The following is a 19,257-nucleotide window of genomic DNA, read 5'->3' as shown; positions in this document are numbered from 1 at the left end:
GGAGTGCCATGGCCCGCGAAAATGCCAAGGGTTCGCGCAAGGACAGCCCCAAGGGGCGCACCCCCCGAAGCAGGAAGAAGGCCGAGAACTCGGTCGAGGCGAACGCCGCCGCAGTGGCGGCGCTCGATCCTGAGGTCCGTCGCACCCAGCTCAAGGCGCTGATCGCCCTGGGCAAGGAGCGCAGCTACCTGACCTACGCGGAAATCAGCGACCACCTGCCCGACGACGTCGCGGACGCCGAACAGATCGAAGGCATCATCGGCACCTTCAACAACATGGGCATCCAGGTCTTCGACGAGGCTCCGGCCGCCGAAGACCTGCTCATGTCGGACAACGTGCCGACCTCGGTCGACGAGGAGACCGCCGAAGAGGAAGCCGAACAGGCGCTCTCGTCGGTCGACTCCGAATTCGGCCGCACAACCGACCCGGTGCGCATGTACATGCGCGAGATGGGCACGGTCGAGCTGCTCACGCGCGAGGGCGAAATCGAGATCGCCAAGCGCATCGAGGAAGGCCTCAAGCACATGGTGCAGGCCATCTCCGCGTGCCCGAGCACCATCGTCGAGATGCTCGACGCCGCCGAGCGCATCGGCGCCGACGAGATGCGCGTCGAGGAGTTCGTCGACGGTCTGGTCGAACCCGACACCGGCGAGGACGCGCGCCTGGACGCCGACGAGGATGACGCCGATACCGACGACGACTTGTCCGACTCGAGCGACGACGACGATTCCGACGACTCGGACGACGACGACGAGGCCACCGCTGCCGACAAGGAAGCGAGCATCAACGCGGCCAACCTGCTCAAGCTCAAGACGGAGGTACTGGAGCGCTTCGTGCAGATCAGCGAGCTGCATGAACGCCAGCAGGCCATCCTCGCCCAGGGCAACGGCAAGACGGACGAGTACAACGATCTGCAGCGGCAGATTTCGGACATCCTGCTGTCGATCCGCTTCACCGCCAAGACCATCGAGCGCCTGTGCGACTCGGTGCGCCATCTGGTCGAGCAGGTGCGCGGCCACGAGCGCCAGATCCTGCGCCTGTGCGTGGATCGCGCCGGCATGCCGCGCCCGCACTTCATCAAGTCCTTCCCCGGACGCGAGACCGATCTGGACTGGCTCAAGCGTGAGATCGCCATCGCCAAGGGCTACACCGACGGCCTGATGCGCGTGCACCCCGCGGTGGTCGAGGAGCAGCAGAAGCTCATCGAGCTGCAGGACGTGACCAGCATCTCGCTCAAGGACATCAAGGATATCAACCGTCAGATGTCCACGGGTGAGGCCAAGATGCGTCGCGCCAAGCGCGAGATGACCGAGGCCAACCTGCGCCTGGTGATCTCCATCGCCAAGAAGTACACCAACCGCGGCCTGCAGTTCCTCGACCTGATCCAGGAGGGCAACATCGGCCTGATGAAGGCGGTGGACAAGTTCGAGTATCGCCGCGGCTACAAATTCTCGACCTATGCAACGTGGTGGATCCGCCAGGCCATCACGCGCTCGATCGCCGACCAGGCGCGCACCATCCGCATCCCGGTGCACATGATCGAGACCATCAACAAGATGAACCGCATCAGCCGCCAGATACTGCAGGAGACCGGCCTCGAGCCCGATCCGGCGACGCTGGCCGAGAAGATGGAGATGCCCGAGGAGAAGATCCGCAAGATCATGAAGATCTCCAAGGAGCCCATCTCCATGGAGACGCCGATCGGTGACGACGACGACTCGCATCTGGGCGACTTCATCGAGGACCAGGCCACGCTGGCGCCGGCCGACGCGGCGATGGTCTCCAGCCTGCGAGAAGCCACCTCCGACGTGCTCGATTCGCTGACCATCCGCGAGGCCAAGGTGCTGCGCATGCGCTTCGGCATCGAGATGAACACCGACCACACGCTCGAAGAGGTCGGCAAGCAGTTCGACGTCACGCGCGAGCGCATCCGTCAGATCGAAGCCAAGGCCCTGCGCAAGCTGCGCCACCCCAGTCGCTCCGAGCGGCTGCGCAGCTTCCTCGACAACGAGAGCTGATCCAACACGCCGCCCCCACCCGGGCGGCGTTTTTTTCCGCACCGCGGGCCGTTAGCTCAGTTGGTCAGAGCAGGCGACTCATAATCGCTTGGTCGCAGGTTCAAGTCCTGCACGGCCCACCAACGTCCATGAAAAACGCCGACCCTCGGGTCGGCGTTTCGTCGTCGGCATGCACGAATCAGCGCAGGCCCTGCCCCGTGCCAGCGTCGTCCTTGCGCTCGATCAGCTCGATCTTGTAGCCGTCCGGGTCGGTGATGAAGGCGATCACGGTCTTGCCGCCCTTGACCGGGCCGGGTTCGCGCGTGATGTTGCCGCCGGCCGCGCGGATGCGCTCACAGGCGGCGTGGATGTCGTCGACGCCCAGCGCGATGTGGCCATAGGCCGTACCCATGTCGTATTCGCTCTGGCCCCAGTTGTAGGTCAGCTCGATCTCGGCCTGACCGGGGTTGCCGCCGTCAAAGCCGACGAAGGCCAGCGAGTATTCGTACTCCGGGTTCTCCGAGCGGCGCAGCAGGTCCATGCCCAGGACCTGGGTGTAGAACTCGATCGAACGTTCGAGATCGCCTACGCGCAGCATGGTGTGCAGCAATCGCATCGTCTTTCTCCTTGTCACATGTCTTCGGGTGCGAGGGTGTCGCGCGCATCGATCGCCGGCAGCGTGCGTGCCACCTCGGCGAGCGCGCGGCGCGCCTCGCGCCAGTTCGGGTAGAGCGCCTCCACGATCTGCCAGAAACGCGGCGAATGATTCATCTCCGCCAGATGTGCGACCTCGTGCGCGATGACGTAGTCGGCCAGCGCTGGCGCCACATGGATCAGGCGCCAGTGCAGGCGGATGCCGGAACGGGTGCTGCAACTGCCCCAGCGCGTGCGCGCCGAGGTCAGCCGCAGCGGCACCGGCGCGCGCCCGAGCCGGGCGCAGTACTCGGCCAGGCGCGGCGTAAAGCGTTCGGTCGCGCGCGCCTTCAGGGCGCGCAGCAGGGCCGCCCGTGTATCGACGCCATCACCGAGCCACAGTTCCTCGACGCCGTCCTCGCCAACCGACCAGCACGCGCGACGACGACCGGGCACGACGACGAGCCGCGCCGGGCGTCCTTCGAGCGGGAAAAGCGCACCGTCGACAGCCTCGAAGGCGGCCACGCTCGCGGCCGAGCGCAGATCCCCAAGCTTGCGTTCCAGCCAGCCGTGGTTGGCCAGGAGGAAAGCTTCGATCTCGGCTTCCGGCAGGCGCTGGGGCGCCGACACCTGCACGCCGCGGTGATCGACGCGCAGGGCCAGCGTGCGTCGCGCCGAGCGGCGCAATCGATAGTCCAGACGGCGTCCGGCCAGTTCCACGCTGGCCTGCTCGACGCTTGCCGGCGCGGATCCGCGCCTGCGCTTGAGGCCGAAGATCAAGCGCGCTCCTGCCAGACGTAGCCCACCGCGGAGACACCCTCGCACATCGCCTCCATCGCGGCCGCGACACTGACCGCCGGCCCCTTCACGCCGAGTTCGATGGAGCGACACTGCGATTCGCTGGCAACCGTGGGAAGACTGAACACGGTGGTATCCGGGTAGTCGTGCATGAGGCGCTCCATCAGGTCGATGAGCGCGCTCTCGTAGGCATCGGGCACGACGATGGCGCGCTCGACGTAGTCCTCGGCGTGGTGCAGATGGAGATAGAGGCTGTCGAGCACCCACTCGACCATGGGCCAGGCCATCACCGGAAAACCGGGCACGAAGTAGTGCTCGCGGATCGAGAAGCCCGGAATGCCGTTGTACGGATTGGGCACGATGTCGCAACCGGCCGGAAACACGCCCATTTGCAGGCGATGCTCGTTGATGTCGTCGCCGAAACGCGCGCGGATCGCCGCTTCGGCATCCGGATGCAGCGCCAGCGGCAGATCGAGCGCTGCCGCCGCGCACTGGCGCGTGCGGTCATCCGGCGTGGCGCCGATGCCGCCGAAGGAAAACACCACGTCGCCAGTGGCGAAGCTCTCGCGCAGCACCGGCAGCAAGCGCGCCGCGTCGTCGCCGACGTAGCGCGCCCAGGCAAGCTTCAGGCCGCGCGCACCGAGCAGCTCGATGAGTTTCGCCAGATGGCGGTCCTGCCGTCGCCCCGAGAGGATCTCGTCACCGATGATGATTGCGCCGAAAGCCATGACTCTCCCCTCAGGCCAACGCGCCGGCGCGTTCGCGGCGCAGGGACTGCAGCATGAAATGCACGAACACCAGCGCGCTGAAGGCCGGTGCGACGAGGTTGACGAATGGCACGTGGGCGAGCAGCGCGCAGGCACCGCCGAGCAACAGCATGGGCTCGCGCCGCGCACGCGGCAGGGTCGCGATCTCGTCGCGGTCGGCATGTTGCATCAGCGAGTCGTAGCCGAAGGATCGCGCGTTGAGCCAGGCCGTGAGCACCAGCGAGACCAGCAGGCCGACGCCCGGAATCAGCCACAGCGGCAGGCTGACGACGAGGAGAACGACGAACAGCACGCTCGCCCACAGCGTATTCGTGATGCTGCCCAGGTTGCTGCCACCGCGCCGCTCTTCAAGATCCGCGTACTCGTCGCGGGCAACGCGCTCGATCATCATCGGTAACGCGAAGATCGCCACCAGCATCGCCGCCGTGAGATAGATCAGCGGGACCATCGCCAGCACCAGCGCGATCTTGACCAGGATCAGCGCCGTGCCGGCGGCGATCTCCGAGCCCTGCACCCATTCGCCGGCGAACGGCCAGGTCTCGATCCAGCCCATCGCAGCGCCGACCAACACCGACCACGAGAAGATCGCACCGACGATCCACAGCAGCAGCGCGACGATCGCCGGCCAGATCATGTGCCACAGCATGCCCGGCGTACGCAGGCTGCCGATGGCGCGGCCGAAGGCGGTGAACATCTCGCTCATCGCCGGTCCTAGCGCATCATGCCGGGGAGCATGCCCTTCATGCCGCGCATCATCTTCTGCATGCCGCCCTTGGAGAACTGCTTCATCATCTTCTGCGTCTGCTCGAACTGCTTGAGCAGGCGGTTGACCTCCTGCACCGACACACCGGCACCAGCCGCGATGCGGCGCTTGCGGCTGGCCTTGAGAATCTCCGGCTTGGCCCGCTCTGCCGGCGTCATGGAATTGATGATGCCTTCGATGCGGCCGATCGACTTCTCCTGCGCCCCCCCCTGCAACTGGCCGGCGGCCGCGGCGAACTGTGCGGGCATCTTCTCGAGCATCGAGGACAGCCCACCCATCTTGCGCATCTGCCCGATCTGCGCCTTGAAGTCTTCAAGGTCGAAGCCCTTGCCGGTCTTGAGCTTCTGCGCGAGCGCACGCGCCTCGCCCTCGTCGACGCCACGGCGCGCATCCTCGACCAGGCCCATGATGTCGCCCATGCCCAGGATGCGGCTGGCCATGCGCTGCGGGTGGAATTCTTCCAGGCCGGTGAGCTTCTCGCCGACGCCGGCAAACTTGAGCGGCTTGCCGGTCACGTGGCGCACCGACAACGCCGCGCCGCCGCGCGAATCGCCGTCGAGCTTGGTCAGCACGACACCGGTCAGCGGCAGCGCTTCGTTGAAGGCGCGCGCGGTATTCACGGCATCCTGACCGAGCATGGCGTCGACCACGAACAGCGTCTCGACCGGTTCGACCGCCGCGTGCAGGGCCTGGATCTCGGCCATCATGGCCTCGTCGATGGCCAGCCGGCCGGCGGTGTCGAGCAGCACCACGTCGTAGTAGTGGCGACGCGCGTGATCGAGCGCGGCGCGCGCGATGTCCACCGGCTTCTGCTCGGGCGAGGACGGGAAGAAATCGATGCCGGCCTGTTCGGCGACGGTTCTGAGCTGCTCGATCGCCGCCGGACGATAGACGTCGGCCGAAACGGCCAGCACCTTCTTCTTCATGCGCTCGACGAGCAACTTGCCGAGCTTGCCGGTGGTGGTGGTCTTGCCCGCGCCCTGCAGGCCGGCCATCAGGATCACGGCGGGCGGACGGGCGGCCAGATCCAGCCCGGCGTGCTCGCCCCCCATCAGCGCGGTCAGTTCGTCGTGCACGACGCCAACCAGCGCCTGCCCCGGCGTGAGCGAACCGACGACCTCCTGACCGACGGCCTTCTCGCGCACACGCGCGATGAATTCCTTGACCACGGGCAGGGCCACATCGGCTTCGAGCAGCGCCATGCGCACCTCGCGCAGAGCCTCCTGGATGTTGTCTTCGGTCAGGCGGGCCTGGCCGCGCAAGGTCTTGACGACGCGCGACAGGCGGGTGGTGAGGTTGTCCAGCATGAAATCGGTACTCCGCGACAGGGGCGGGCCACACGCGAGCCGGGCGGGGGCACCCGGCGCGGGCGCCAAAGTCCGCCGACCATCAGCGCCATGGAGTAAACTCGGCCCGAAATGGATCATATTCTACTGCATCTGGTCGCCGCCTCGATCTACGCCGGTCTCGCACTGTGGCTGCGTCGCGGCGGCACGGCCGGCACCCCGGCACGCTCGCTCTCGGCTCCCGAACAAGGCGTGCTGCTGGTCGCGCTCGCCGCCCACGGGCTGGCCCTGCACTCGGCGATGTTCGCCGACGGCACGATGCGTTTCGGCTTCGGGCCGGCGATCTCGATGATGGTGTGGCTGGCGATCTGCTTCTACTGGATCGAAACCTTCTACGCCGCGCTGCACGGGCTGCACGCGCTGGCCCTGCCGGCCGGCGTGGTCGCGGTGCTGGTGTCGCTGGTCCTGCCCGGCCAGCAGATGCTGGCCAATGCCGATTCGCCCGCCTTTCGCGCGCACTTCATCGTCGCGATGCTCGCCTACAGCCTGTTTACGCTGGCCGCGCTGCACGCCTTGCTGATGGCCGTGGCCGAACGCCAACTGCACAGCGGCCGCATCTCGCGCAGCATCGCCGCACTGCCGCCGCTGATGACGATGGAGACCCTGCTCTTCCGGCTCATCGGCATCGCCTTCGTGCTGCTCACGCTCACGCTGGGCTCGGGCGTGCTCTTCTCCGAGGAGCTTTTCGGCCAGCCCTTCCGCGTGGATCACAAGACCGTCTTCGCCTTCATCTCGTGGCTGCTCTTCGCGGTGCTGCTGATCGGACGGCGCGCACGCGGCTGGCGCGGGCGCGTCGCGCTGCGCTGGACACTGGCGGGCTTCATCGCGTTGCTGCTGGCCTATCTGGGCAGTCGCTTCGTGCTCGAGGTGCTGCTCGCGCGCGGCGGCTGAGTTGCGGCGCGTTGACAGCGCCGCGGCCACCCCTCAATACTGAACACGCACCCAACCGACCCGGATCACTTCCCTAGTGCAATCTCTCTCCATTGGCGCGCAGTTCGCGGCGCTGGCCTTTCTGCTCGTACTCTCCGCCATGTCGTCGATGACCGAAACGGTCATGATGGCCTCCAACCGCTATCGACTGCGCTCGCTGGCCAGCGCCGGACATCGCGGCGCGCAGCGGGCCATCGACCTGCTGTCACGCACCGACCGGCTGCTCGGCGTGATCCTGCTGTTCAACAATCTGGTCAACGTCGCCGCGGCGACGCTCGCCAGCGTGATCACGATCAACCTGTTCGGCGAGGAAAGCTGGGCACTGGCGGCAGGCACGGTGCTGCTGACCTTCTTCATCCTGGTGTTCTCGGAGATCACGCCCAAGGTCATTGGTGCGCATTACGCCGATCGACTCGCCCTGTTCGTCAGCTACCCGCTGACTTTTCTGCTGCGCGTGTCCTACCCGGCCGTGTGGTTCGTCAACCTGTTCGTCTCGGCAATACTGAAGCTGCTGCGTCTGGAACTGCACGGCGAGAACAAGCCGAGCAGCCTGTCCGTCGAAGAGTTGCGCTCGATGGTGCTCGAATCGGGCCAGTACATTGCGCAGAAGAACCGCGACATGCTGGTCAACCTGTTCGACCTGGAACACATCACGGTCGAAGACGTCATGATTCCGCGCGGCATGATCGAGAGCATCGACCTGCGTCAGCCGACCGACGAGATTCGCAAGCAGATCGCGACCAGCTACCACACGCGCCTGCCAGTGCTCGAAGGGGACAACGAACGCGTCGTCGGCGTGCTTCACCTGCGCCGCGTCGCCTCGCGTGCACTCGAATCCGGCTTCGAGGTCGAGGACGTCCGCGAGATGGTCGCCAAGCCCTACTTCATCCCGGCAGACACCCACGTCTACACCCAGCTTCAGTTCTTTCAGGAGAACCGCCAGCGCATGGCGCTGGTGGTCGACGAATACGGCGAGTTGCTGGGCCTGGTCACCGTCGACGACATCATCGAGGAGATCATCGGCAAGTTCACGACCAGCCAGCCCGAAGCGCACGCCAAACTGGACTGGAATACGGACGGTTCGGCGCTGGTCGACGGCGGCCAGAACCTGCGCGAACTCAATCGCCGTCTCGACCTGGATTTTCCGCTGGACGGGCCCAAGACGCTCAACGGCCTGATCCTCGAACACCTCGAGGACATCCCCGAAGCGGACCTGTCGGTGCGCATCAACGGCATTGCGATCGAGGTCGTGCAAGCCGAGGACAAGATGGTACGACTGGCCCGCATCTTTCGTCCCGAGGCATCGGCCGAGTCGTCCGGCATCGACGGCTGAGGCAGGCATTCAATCGGGATAGCGTGGCGGGGCTTTACAATGCCGCAGGTGGCGGGCAAGATCAGATGTCCGCACAGTCCGAGCATCCATGGCAGCCAATCCCCAGACTCCTCTCAGTGGCCTCGCGCGCGCACTGATCCAGCAGGGACGGGTGACCGAGGCGGACGCCATCGCCTGCACCGAGGCGGCCGGCAATACGACCAACGGCTTCATCGTGGAGCTGGACCGGCGCGCCATCCTCAAGAGTCTCGACATCGCCCGCTTCGCCGCCGACACCTTCGGCTGTCCGCTGCTCGACGTGGCCGCGCTCGACGTCACGGCCACGCCCAAGGATGCGGTCGATCGCAAGCTGCTCGCCAAGCACCAGGTGGTACCGCTGGCCAGGCGCCAGAACCGGCTGGTGATTGCCACGGCCGACCCGTCGAACATGCGCGCGCTCGACGAAATCCGCTTCCAGAGCGGCATGCAGGTGGAGGTGGTGGTCGCCGAAGCGGCCAAGCTGGCGAAAATCGTCGAAAAGCTCGCCGAATCGGCCGAAGAGACGCTGCGCGAACTCACCGGCGAGGGCATCGAACTCGACCTGCTCGAGAGTGTCGCCGGCGGGGAGTCTCCATCGGATGAAGCCAACCAGGAGGTCGATGACGCTCCGGTCGTGCGCTACATCCAGAAGATCCTGATCGACGCGATCAACGAGGGCGCCTCGGACATTCACTTCGAGCCCTACGAGAAGCACTACCGCATCCGCGTGCGCACCGACGGCGTGCTGCGCGAGGTCGCCCAGCCGCCGCTGGTGCTCAAGGACAAGATCGCCGCGCGCATCAAGGTGATCTCGCGGCTCGACATCTCGGAAAAGCGCCTGCCCCAGGACGGGCGCATGAAGCTGGTGCTGTCCAAGAACAAGGCCATCGATTTCCGCGTTTCCTCGCTGCCGACCCTGCACGGCGAGAAGATCGTGATGCGTATCCTCGACTCGGCCTCGGCGCTGATGGGCATCGACGCGCTGGGCTACGAGCCGGACCAGAAGAAGGCGCTGCTCGAGGCCATCAAGCGCCCCTACGGCATGATCCTGGTGACCGGCCCGACCGGTTCGGGCAAGACGGTGTCGCTGTACACCTGCCTGAACATCCTCAATACTGCCGGCACCAACATTTCCACCGCCGAGGACCCGGCCGAGATCAACATCGCGGGCATCAATCAGGTCAACATCCACGAAAAGGCCGGTCTGACCTTCGCCGCTGCGTTGCGCGCCTTCCTGCGTCAGGATCCGGACATCATCATGGTCGGCGAGATCCGTGACCTGGAAACGGCCGAGATCGCGATCAAGGCCGCGCAGACCGGCCACCTGATGCTTTCCACGCTGCACACCAACGATGCGCCCTCGACGCTCGAGCGCCTGCGCAACATGGGCGTGGCGCCGTTCAACATCGCCTCGTCGGTGGTGCTGATCTCCGCCCAGCGCCTGGCGCGCCGGTTGTGCTCGTGCAAGAAGCCGGTCGACATCCCGGTCGAGGCGCTGCTGCAGGCCGGTTTTCCGGCCGAGGACATTGACGGCAGCTGGCAGCCGCAGGGCCCGGTCGGCTGCGAGCGCTGCAACGGGTCGGGCTATCGCGGCCGCGTCGGCATCTATCAGGTGATGCCGGTCTCCGACGAGATGGCGCGCATGATCATGACCAACTGCAGCTCGATCGACATCGCCGACCAGGCACGCAACGAAGGCGTGCGCGACCTGCGCGCCTCCGGCCTGATCAAGGTCAAGCAGGGCATCACCTCGCTCGAGGAAGTGCTCGCGAACACCAACGACTGAACGGACAGCCCGACTCCATGGCGACTTCAGCACCAGCACGACGCTCTTCCCCCCTGCGCCCCAGGGAGCATCTGTTCAACTGGGAGGGCAAGGACAAGAACGGCAAGATGGTGCGCGGCGAACTGCGCGCCAGCGGCGAAAACGTGGTGCATGTCACGATGCGCCGCCAGGGCATCATCGTCACCCGCGTCAAGAAGCAGAAGCTCTCGCGCGGGCGGCGCATCGGCGAGAAGGACATCGCGCTGTTCACGCGCCAGCTCGCGACCATGATGCGCTCGGGCGTGCCGCTGCTGCAGGCCTTCGACATCGGTATCAAGGGCGCGACCAACTCGAGCTTCGCGCGGCTGCTCAACGACATCCGCAACGACGTGGAAACCGGCGCCAGCCTCGCGGCCGCCTTCTCCCGCCATCCGCAGTACTTCGACCGCCTGTTCTGCAACCTGGTCGCCGCAGGCGAGCAGGCCGGCATCCTCGACAACCTGCTCGAGCGCCTGGCCACCTACAAGGAAAAGATCCTCGCCATCAAGAGCAAGATCAAGTCGGCGATGTTCTACCCGGCCGCGGTGGTCGTCGTCGCCGGCCTGGTGATCGCGGTGATGATGCTGTTCGTCATCCCCGAATTCAAGAAGGTCTTCGAGAGCTTCGGCGCCGACCTGCCGGCACCCACGCTGCTGGTGCTGGCGATCTCCGACGCCTTCGTCGCGTGGTGGTACGTGATCCTGGGCGCGATCGTCGCCACCGTGATGATCACGGCCTATCTGTATAAACGCTCGCCCGCAGCACAGAATCTCCTCGACCGCGCCCTGCTGCGGCTGCCCGTCATCGGCGACATCGTGCGCAAAGCCACCGTGGCGCGCTGGGCGCGCACGCTGTCGACGATGTTCGCCGCCGGCGTGCCGCTGGTGGAGGCGCTCGATTCGGTCGGCGGCGCGTCCGGCAACCACGTCTACCTGACCGCTACGAAGCAGATCCAGACCGAGGTTTCCACCGGCACCAGCCTCACCGTCGCCATGCAGAACGCCGAGGTCTTCCCGGTGATGGTCGTGCAGATGGTTTCCATCGGCGAGGAGTCGGGCGAACTCGACGCCATGCTCGGCAAGGTCGCCGACTTCTACGAGCAGGAAGTCGATGACGCCGTGGCGGGCCTGTCGCAACTGCTCGAGCCGGCCATCATGGTCTTCCTCGGCACCATCATCGGCGGTCTCGTGATCGCGATGTATCTGCCCATCTTCAAGCTCGGCGGCGTCATCTGAGCCGCTCTCCGGCGCCGCGGCCTGGGCCGCGGCGCGCATGGACCCGATGCCCGACCTTTTCCGAGACCCCTTCGCCCTGTCCGCGCTGTGCGTGCTGCTGGGCCTGTTCGTCGGCAGCTTTCTCAACGTCGTGATCCACCGCCTGCCGCGCATGATGGAGCGCGAGTGGGAAGCCCAGGCGGCCGAGCTGCGCGGCGAGCCGACACCGGCGGCATCGCGCTACAACCTCGCCGTACCGCGTTCGTCGTGTCCGCACTGCGGCCATCGCATCGGCGCCTTCGAGAACATCCCGCTGATCAGCTATGTGGTGCTGCGCGGACGTTGCGGGCACTGCAGCGCGCCCATCGGACGACGCTACCCGGTGGTCGAGCTGCTCACCGGGCTGATCAGCGGCTACGCCGCGGTGCACTTCGGCGCGAGCCTGGCGCTGGCCGGTGCGCTGGTATTCGTATGGGCGATGATCGCGCTGGCCTTCATCGATGCGGACACCCAGCTGCTGCCCGACCAGATCACGCTGCCGCTGCTGTGGCTGGGCCTGCTGATGAATCTGGGCGCGACCTACGTCCCGCTGGCCGACGCGGTGATCGGCGCGATGGCCGGCTATCTGTCGCTTTGGTCGGTGTTCTGGCTGTTCAAGCTGGTCACCGGCAAGGAGGGCATGGGTTACGGGGACTTCAAGCTGCTCGCCGCCATCGGCGCGTGGCTGGGCTGGCAGATGCTGCCGCTGGTCATTCTGTTCTCGTCGCTGGTGGGCGCAGTGACCGGCATCGCGCTGATCGTGCTCGCGCGCCACGGGCGCAACGTACCCATTCCCTTCGGCCCCTATCTGGCCGCGGCGGGCGTGCTCGCCCTGTTCTGGGGCGAGGGCATCACGCAGGCCTACCTCGGCGGATTCTGACGCTCGCCGCGGCCCCTTGAATTCGCGCGATGCCGCCCCCATAGCAAGCACGCTGTTCTGCTAAAATCCACCGCTTGCTTGCAGAGGTTGCCATGCCGATCTACGAATATCGATGCACCACCTGCGGCGCACAGAAGGAACACCTCCAGAAGATGGGGGCTGCGCTGCTCACCACTTGCCCCGAATGCGGCGCCGAGACCTATACCAAGCTGGTCTCCGCAGCCGGCTTCCAGCTCAAGGGAAGCGGCTGGTACGCCACCGACTTCAAGAATTCGGGCAGCGCGCCTGCGGCCAAGGCGACCGAATCGGGCGGCAGCGAATCTTCCGCGTCCGCGCCCTCCGCGTGCAGCACGGGCGGCTGCGGCTGCCACTGACCTCCCGCATCATCGGCCTGGCCGCATGCAGCGATGCGCGGTCGGCCCCAACCGTTCGGAACATGACATGCGTACTCATTACTGTGGCCAGGTCACGGCCGCCGATCTCGACCAGAGCGTCTCCCTGTGTGGCTGGGTGCACCGCCGCCGCGACCATGGCGGGGTGATCTTCATCGATCTGCGCGACCGCGAGGGTCTGGTGCAGGTGGTGTGCGACCCGGACCGCGCGGACATGTTCGCGATCGCCGAATCGGTGCGCAGCGAGTACGTGTTGCGCATCGAGGGCCGGGTGCGCCGCCGCCCCGCCGGCACCGAGAACGCCGCCCTGACCTCGGGCGAGATCGAGGTGCTGTGCCACGACATCGAGGTGCTCAACGCCGCGGTCACGCCGCCGTTCCAGCTCGACGACGACAACCTGTCCGAGACCGTGCGCCTGACCCACCGCGTGGTCGACCTGCGCCGCCCGCAGATGCAGGAGAACCTGATGCTGCGCTATCGCGTGGCCCGCGCCTTCCGCCGCTTCCTCGACGATCACGGTTTCGTCGACGTCGAAACGCCGATGCTCACCAAGAGCACGCCCGAAGGCGCGCGCGACTACCTGGTGCCCTCGCGCGTGCATCCGGGGCAGTTCTTCGCGCTGCCGCAGTCGCCGCAGTTGTTCAAGCAGATGCTCATGGTCGCCGGCTTCGACCGCTACTACCAGATCACCAAGTGCTTCCGTGACGAGGACCTGCGCGCCGACCGCCAGCCCGAGTTCACCCAGGTCGATATCGAGACTTCGTTCATGAACGAGGGCGAGATCACCGCCGTCATCGAAGAACTCATCCGCTATGTCTTTCAGGATGCGATGGATGTCGAGCTGCCCTCGCCCTTCCCGCGCCTGAGCTACGCCGAGGCGATGCGTCGCTACGGCTCGGACAAGCCCGACCTGCGCGTGACGCTGGAACTGGTCGACGTCACCGACGCGGTCGAGGACGTCGCCTTCAAGGTCTTCTCCGGCCCGGCCAGCAGTGGCGGGCGTGTTGCGGCGCTGCGCGTGCCCGGTGGCGGCGAACTGACCCGCGGCGAGATCGACGAGTACACCAAGTTCGTCGGCATCTACGGCGCACGCGGTCTGGCCTACATCAAGGTCAATGACGCGTCAAAACTCAACGAGGAAGGCCTGCAGTCGCCCATCGTCAAGAACCTGCACCAGCGCGCGCTGGCGACCATCATCGAGCGCACCGGCGCACAATCGGGCGACCTGATCTTCTTCGGCGCGGACAAGGCCAAGGTGGTCAATGACGCGCTCGGCGCGCTGCGCGTCAAGCTCGGCCACGAGAAGGGATTTCTCAACGGCGAGGCCTGGTGCCCGGTGTGGGTGGTCGACTTCCCGATGTTCGAGTACGACGAGGACGAAAAGCGCTGGACGGCCTGCCACCACCCGTTCACGGCGCCGAAGGACGAGCACTTCGAGCTGCTCGAGTCCGATCCGGGCGCCTGCCTGGCCAAGGCCTACGACCTGGCGCTCAACGGCTGGGAAATCGGCGGCGGCTCGGTGCGTATCCATCGCGCCGACATGCAGAGCCAGGTCTTCCGCGCGCTGGGCATCGGCGAGGAAGAGGCCCGCGCCAAGTTCGGCTTCCTGCTCGACGCGTTGCGCTATGGCGCGCCGCCGCACGGTGGCCTGGCCTTCGGCCTGGACCGCATCGTCACGCTGATGAGCGGCGCCGAGTCGATCCGCGACGTGATCGCCTTCCCCAAGACGCAGCGCGCCCAGTGCCTGCTCACCGAGGCGCCCAGCGACGTCGACGAGCGCCAGCTGCGCGAACTGCACATCCGCCTGCGCCAGAAGGTCGAGACCCAGGTCGAAGTCGCCAAGGGCTGAAGCACGCCGGGCGCACGCCCGGCTTCTGTTCCGGCGGCTGGTGCCGTAAGCTAGGCGGCACGGACCATCCCATTCCGGCGCCCGTCATCGGCCATGAGTCAGCTCGACGCACTCGAAGTCCTCGTCATCGCGGCGAACCACAACATGCGCGCGCATCTGCGCGGCATGCTGGACCAGTTCGGCATCCGCGAGGTGCACACCGCCGGCTCGGCCGGCACGGCCATCAACCGACTGCGTGAGCGCCGTTTCGACCTGGTCCTGTGCGAGCACGATCTCGGCGACGACAATCAGGACGGCCAGCACCTGCTCGAGGACCTGCGGTCTCGCCACATCATCCCGCTCGACACGCTGTTCATCATGATCTCGAGCGAGCGCAGCTACGAGCGCGTCGTCGGCGCGGCCGAGCTCGCCCCCGACGACTACATCCTCAAGCCGCTCACCCCCGGCACGCTGCACGCGCGCATCGAGCGTGCCGTGGCCAAGCGCGAAGCCTTCCGGCCCATTCATCGATTGATGGAGAACGGTCAGCCGACCGAGGCCGCTGCGGCCTGCGAGCGCGCCGAACTGCGCCACCCGCAGTGGCGCATCGACTTCATGCGTCTGCGCGGCGAGATCGCCCTCGAACAGGGCCAGCTCGACGAAGCCGACCACCTCTATGCCGAGGTCATCGAAGCCACCGGCGCGCCCTGGGCCAAGCTCGGGCGCGCGCGCGTACTCATCGCCGCCGAACGCTTCGACGAGGCCGAGCCCATCCTCGAAGACCTGGTCGGGGAGAGTGAGCATTATCTCGACGCCTACGATCTGCTCGCGCTGTGCCGCGAGCTGGCCGGTCACGCGCCGCGCGCGGCCGAGGCGCTGAACGATGCGCTGCGACGCTCGCCACGGCGTCTGGGCCGTCTGCGCCGCTTCGGAAAGCTCGCCACCCGCATCGGCGAACTCGAACGCGCCGAGCAGGCGCTGCATCAGGTCGTGCAACTGGGCAAGCGCTCCGAGTTCCGCGACCCGGCCGATCACGTGGCGCTGGCGCGCGTACAGATCCTGCAGAACGACATCGACAATGCGCGCGCCACGGTGGCTGACCTGGAGAAGAGCATGGGTGCCCTGCCCGCGGCCAGGGCCTGCGCCGCGCTCGGCAAGACGATGATCGCGCGCCATGGCCGCGACGACGCCGCCGCTCGCAGTGCCGCGCAGGCCGCGGCACGCGCGGCGCTCGAGTGCGATGACTTGCCGCTCGAACTCAAGCACGACATCGTGCGCGAATGCCTCGCTGCCGGCCTGGACGACGAGGGGGGCGCGCTGGTTGGCGAAATCCTGCGCCGCGCCGCCGACGAGGCCACCATCCACCAGACCCGCGCCCTGCTCGATGAACACGGTCGCAAGGATCTGTCCGAACAGGTCGAGGAACGCCTGCACGCCGAGGTGCGCGGCTACGTCGCCGCCGGCGCGAAGCTCGCGCAGGCCGGCGACTACGACGGCGCAGTCGCCGAGATGCTGGGCGCCGTGCGCAAGATGCCGGGTAATCCGAGCGTGCTGTTCAATGCCGCGCTGGCCCTGCTGCGCCACATCGAGCACAACGGCTGGAGCGAGCGCATGGCCGACGAGGCGCGCAGCCTGATCGCGCGTACGCGCAAGCTCGACCCGTCCAATCCCAAGCTCGACACGATGGTCAACTTCATGGCCGGACTGGAGCGCAAGTACGGCATGCAGCCGCATGCGCCGGCCGCGACCGACGCGCGCAACAGCGCTCCGGGCGCACGGCCGGCGTGAGCACCCGCCTCATCTGGCGCCTGCTGTTCTTCTCCCTGCTGTGCGCGGCACTGCTCACCGCGCTGTTGCCCGAACGCATCGCGCCGCCGGCTACGCTCAGCGGCGAAGTCGTCACACGCGCCCAGTTGCCAGCCGAGGGCGTGCAGACGCTGGACCTGATCCTGCGCGGTGGCCCCTTCCCCTATCGCAAGGACGGCTCGACCTTCCACAACCGCGAGGGCCTGCTGCCCGACCGTCCGCGCGGCCATTACCGCGAGTACACCGTGCCCACGCCAGGCTCGCCGGATCGCGGCGCGCGACGCATCGTCACCGGCGGCGATCCGCCCGAGGTGTTCTACTACACGGCCGACCACTACCGCAGCTTCCGCCGCATCGGGGACGCGCGATGACACACCCGCCGCGCGCGCCCGCAGCGCTGCTGCGCGAAACCGAGGCGGGGCTGTACCGCGTCGACAACGCGCGCATCGACGCTCTCGTCGACGCGGCGCACGCCGCCGGCATCGACGTGCGCCGCGTCGAACTGGCCGACTGCCGCGACAAGGCCGACTTGCTCGCGCGCATCGCCACCGCGCTGGCCTTTCCCGCCTGGTTCGGCCACAACTGGGATGCGCTTGCCGACTGCCTGGGTGATCTGGGCTGGCTGCCCGAGGCGCCCGCACGTCTGTTCACCTTCGAGCACCTGGACGCGGAGCGCGAACCCGGCGCGACGCTGCTCGACATCCTCGCCGAACGCGCCGGAGACCTGGACGCCGACGCTCCGCCGCTGTGGCTGCTCGTCACCGACCCCATGCCCGACCCGCAATCGACATGACCGCCGCAGCAAAGCCCTACAAACGCCCCGTTTCCGTCCTCGTCGTGATCCACACCCCCGACCTGCAGGTGCTGCTGATCGAACGCGCACGCCCGGGCGGTCACTGGCAATCGGTCACCGGCAGCCTCGAAGCCGACGAGACCCCGCTCGAGGCTGCCGTGCGCGAGGTGATGGAGGAGACGGGCCTGGTGCGCGATCCGTCGGACTTCCACGACTGGCGCCATACCAATCGCTTCCGCATCCGCGGCCAATGGCGGCCGATGTACGCGCCCGAGGCGACGCACAACACCGAACACGTGTTCAGCGTGTGCATCCCCGAGGCGGTGGAGGTTCAGCTCGCGCCCAATGAACACGTGGCACAGCAATGGCTGCCGTTCGAGGAAGCGGCGGCGCTGGCCTTCTCGTGGTCCAACCGCGACGCCATACTGCGCCTGCCCGAACTCGGCGCGCAGCGCACGCGCTGAGGTCTCAGCGCGCCGCGAGCGACTCGCCGCGACCCACCGCGTAATACATCAGACCGGCTTCGCGCAGAATGCGCGGGTCGTACAGGTTGCGCCCGTCGACGACCACCGGCCGCGCCAGCAACGTGCGCAGACGCGCGAAATCCGCCGCACGAAAGGGTTTCCACTCGGTGCAGATGACCAATGCATCGGCACCATCGACCGCGTCGTAGCGCTCGGGCACCAGTTCCAGGTCCTCGCGCACGCCGTAGATGCGCGCGGTCTCGGCCATCGCTTGCGGGTCGAAGGCGCGCACGCGCGCACCGGCCGCCCACAGCGCCTCCATCAGCACCCGGCTGGGCGCCTCGCGCATGTCGTCGGTATCGGGCTTGAAGGCCAGCCCCCACAGCGCGATCGTACGCCCGGCCAGATCGCCGTCGAAGACCTGCACGAGCTTGTCGAAGAGCACCCGCTTCTGGCGGTGATTGACGGATTCGACCGCGTCGAGCAGTTCGGCCTCGTAGCCCACCTCGCGCGCGGTGCGCGCGAGCGCCTGCACGTCCTTGGGAAAGCACGAGCCACCGTAGCCGCAGCCCGGATAGATGAAGTGGTAGCCGATGCGCGGGTCCGAGCCGATGCCCAGTCGCACCTGCTCGACGTCCGCACCGAGGCGTTCGGCCAGGTTGGCGATCTCGTTCATGAAACTGATCTTGGTCGCGAGCATCGCGTTGGCCGCGTACTTGGTCAGTTCCGCCGCGCGCACATCCATGAACAGGATCTTGTCGTGATTGCGGCTGTAGGGCCCGTAGCATTCACGCATCGCGGCGCGCACCCGCTCGGAATCGGTACCAACGACAATGCGCGCACTCTTGGTGAAGTCCTCGATGGCCGCGCCTTCCTTGAGGAATTCGGGGTTGGAGCACACGTCGAAATCGATGCTCACATCGCGCGTGGCCAACTCGCGGGCAATCGCCTCCCCCACGCGCTCGGCCGTGCCCACGGGCACGGTCGACTTGTCGACGACGATCTTGTAGGCGTCCATGTGACGACCGATGGTGCGCGCCACCGCCAGCACGTACTGCAGGTCGGCCGAACCATCCTCGTCCGGCGGCGTGCCCACGGCGATGAACTGCAGTTCGCCGAAGGCCACGGCGCGCGCCGCATCGGTGGTGAAGGCCAGCCGCCCCTCGTCATGGTTGCGTCGCACGATCGCCTCCAGCCCCGGCTCGTAGATCGGAATCACGCCGCGCTGCAGTCCCTCGATCTTGGCCGCGTCGACGTCGACGCACATCACCTGATGGCCCACATCGGCCAGACACGCGCCGGTGACCAGACCGACGTACCCCGTACCGAAAACCGCAATCCGCATTCGTGCTCCGTTCGCTGATGTCGCCGGACCAGCCGGCAGGCCCGCCATTGTCGCGCAGTATTCTTTCCGTCGCACGACAGCGTGCGCCCGCGCATCGACCGCGGGCA

General features: G+C 67.0%; 18 protein-coding genes and 1 tRNA gene. 13 read left to right on the top strand and 6 right to left on the bottom strand.

The features are described from left to right. Positions 1 to 8 precede the first annotated feature (8 nt). Positions 9 to 2,018: an RNA polymerase sigma factor RpoD gene (rpoD, locus tag C0099_RS04475; RefSeq protein WP_102246331.1), complete on the top strand. Its 2,010-nt coding sequence runs from the start codon at positions 9 to 11 to the stop codon at positions 2,016 to 2,018. Positions 2,019 to 2,063: 45 nt separating this feature from the next. Further along, a tRNA-Ile gene (locus C0099_RS04470) sits at positions 2,064 to 2,140 on the top strand. A gap of 56 nt (positions 2,141 to 2,196) precedes the next feature. Here C0099_RS04470 and gloA read toward each other — a convergent pair. Genes gloA through ffh form a run of 5 tightly spaced genes read right to left on the bottom strand, consistent with a single transcriptional unit; the run spans position 2,197 to position 6,265 of the window. Next, positions 2,197 to 2,613: a lactoylglutathione lyase gene (gloA, locus tag C0099_RS04465; protein WP_102246330.1), complete on the bottom strand. Its 417-nt coding sequence runs from the start codon at positions 2,611 to 2,613 to the stop codon at positions 2,197 to 2,199. A gap of 14 nt (positions 2,614 to 2,627) precedes the next feature. Further along, a complete protein-coding gene (locus tag C0099_RS04460) occupies positions 2,628 to 3,410 on the bottom strand; it encodes a M48 family metallopeptidase (protein ID WP_228151652.1) in 783 nt (260 codons plus the stop codon). Beyond that, positions 3,407 to 4,156 carry a competence/damage-inducible protein A gene (locus C0099_RS04455; protein ID WP_102246329.1) on the bottom strand — a complete coding sequence of 250 codons (750 nt, stop codon included), beginning with the start codon at positions 4,154 to 4,156 and terminating at the stop codon, positions 3,407 to 3,409. Before C0099_RS04455 ends, C0099_RS04460 begins: the two co-directional genes overlap by 4 nt. Before the next feature lie 10 nt (positions 4,157 to 4,166). Beyond that, positions 4,167 to 4,898: an EI24 domain-containing protein gene (locus C0099_RS04450; protein WP_102246328.1), complete on the bottom strand. Its 732-nt coding sequence runs from the start codon at positions 4,896 to 4,898 to the stop codon at positions 4,167 to 4,169. Between the two features lie 8 nt (positions 4,899 to 4,906). After that, complete coding sequence (gene ffh / locus C0099_RS04445) at positions 4,907 to 6,265, bottom strand: signal recognition particle protein (protein ID WP_102246327.1); 1,359 nt, start codon at positions 6,263 to 6,265, stop codon at positions 4,907 to 4,909. Positions 6,266 to 6,376: 111 nt separating this feature from the next. Here ffh and C0099_RS04440 point away from each other — a divergent pair, with 111 nt between their 5' ends. From C0099_RS04440 to nudB, 11 genes are all read left to right on the top strand, one after another. Beyond that, positions 6,377 to 7,195: a cytochrome C assembly family protein gene (locus tag C0099_RS04440; protein ID WP_102246326.1), complete on the top strand. Its 819-nt coding sequence runs from the start codon at positions 6,377 to 6,379 to the stop codon at positions 7,193 to 7,195. A gap of 76 nt (positions 7,196 to 7,271) precedes the next feature. Further along, positions 7,272 to 8,567 (top strand): HlyC/CorC family transporter, encoded by a 1,296-nt coding sequence (locus tag C0099_RS04435; protein WP_102246325.1) that lies wholly within the window; start codon positions 7,272 to 7,274, stop codon positions 8,565 to 8,567. A gap of 88 nt (positions 8,568 to 8,655) precedes the next feature. Further along, positions 8,656 to 10,371: a type IV-A pilus assembly ATPase PilB gene (gene pilB, locus C0099_RS04430; protein ID WP_102246324.1), complete on the top strand. Its 1,716-nt coding sequence runs from the start codon at positions 8,656 to 8,658 to the stop codon at positions 10,369 to 10,371. A gap of 17 nt (positions 10,372 to 10,388) precedes the next feature. After that, the gene (locus tag C0099_RS04425; protein ID WP_102246323.1) at positions 10,389 to 11,624 is read left to right on the top strand and encodes a type II secretion system F family protein; all 1,236 of its coding nucleotides are present in this window, start codon (positions 10,389 to 10,391) and stop codon (positions 11,622 to 11,624) included. A 46-nt stretch (positions 11,625 to 11,670) separates the two neighbouring features. Continuing rightward, positions 11,671 to 12,522 (top strand): prepilin peptidase, encoded by an 852-nt coding sequence (locus C0099_RS04420; protein ID WP_102248379.1) that lies wholly within the window; start codon positions 11,671 to 11,673, stop codon positions 12,520 to 12,522. 92 nt (positions 12,523 to 12,614) lie between these two features. After that, positions 12,615 to 12,896 (top strand): FmdB family zinc ribbon protein, encoded by a 282-nt coding sequence (locus tag C0099_RS04415; protein ID WP_102246322.1) that lies wholly within the window; start codon positions 12,615 to 12,617, stop codon positions 12,894 to 12,896. Between the two features lie 67 nt (positions 12,897 to 12,963). Then, positions 12,964 to 14,763 (top strand): aspartate--tRNA ligase, encoded by a 1,800-nt coding sequence (aspS, locus tag C0099_RS04410; protein WP_102246321.1) that lies wholly within the window; start codon positions 12,964 to 12,966, stop codon positions 14,761 to 14,763. A gap of 93 nt (positions 14,764 to 14,856) precedes the next feature. Then, positions 14,857 to 16,530: a response regulator gene (locus C0099_RS04405; RefSeq protein ID WP_102246320.1), complete on the top strand. Its 1,674-nt coding sequence runs from the start codon at positions 14,857 to 14,859 to the stop codon at positions 16,528 to 16,530. After that, positions 16,527 to 16,919 (top strand): ribonuclease domain-containing protein, encoded by a 393-nt coding sequence (locus C0099_RS04400; RefSeq protein WP_408634117.1) that lies wholly within the window; start codon positions 16,527 to 16,529, stop codon positions 16,917 to 16,919. Before C0099_RS04405 ends, C0099_RS04400 begins: the two co-directional genes overlap by 4 nt. Then, on the top strand, positions 16,916 to 17,341 hold the full coding sequence (locus C0099_RS04395; RefSeq protein WP_102246319.1) for a barstar family protein: 426 nt from the start codon (positions 16,916 to 16,918) through the stop codon (positions 17,339 to 17,341). Before C0099_RS04400 ends, C0099_RS04395 begins: the two co-directional genes overlap by 4 nt. Beyond that, on the top strand, positions 17,338 to 17,805 hold the full coding sequence (gene nudB, locus C0099_RS04390; RefSeq protein ID WP_102246318.1) for a dihydroneopterin triphosphate diphosphatase: 468 nt from the start codon (positions 17,338 to 17,340) through the stop codon (positions 17,803 to 17,805). Before C0099_RS04395 ends, nudB begins: the two co-directional genes overlap by 4 nt. 4 nt (positions 17,806 to 17,809) lie before the next feature. Here the strand turns inward: nudB and C0099_RS04385 are convergent, their stop codons facing one another. Further along, a complete protein-coding gene (locus tag C0099_RS04385) occupies positions 17,810 to 19,150 on the bottom strand; it encodes a UDP-glucose dehydrogenase family protein (protein ID WP_102246317.1) in 1,341 nt (446 codons plus the stop codon). Positions 19,151 to 19,257: the final 107 nt, after the last annotated feature.

This window comes from Pseudazoarcus pumilus (genome assembly GCF_002872475.1).
Lineage (GTDB): Bacteria > Pseudomonadota > Gammaproteobacteria > Burkholderiales > Rhodocyclaceae > Pseudazoarcus > Pseudazoarcus pumilus.
This window is presented reverse-complemented; position numbering and strand designations above follow the sequence as displayed.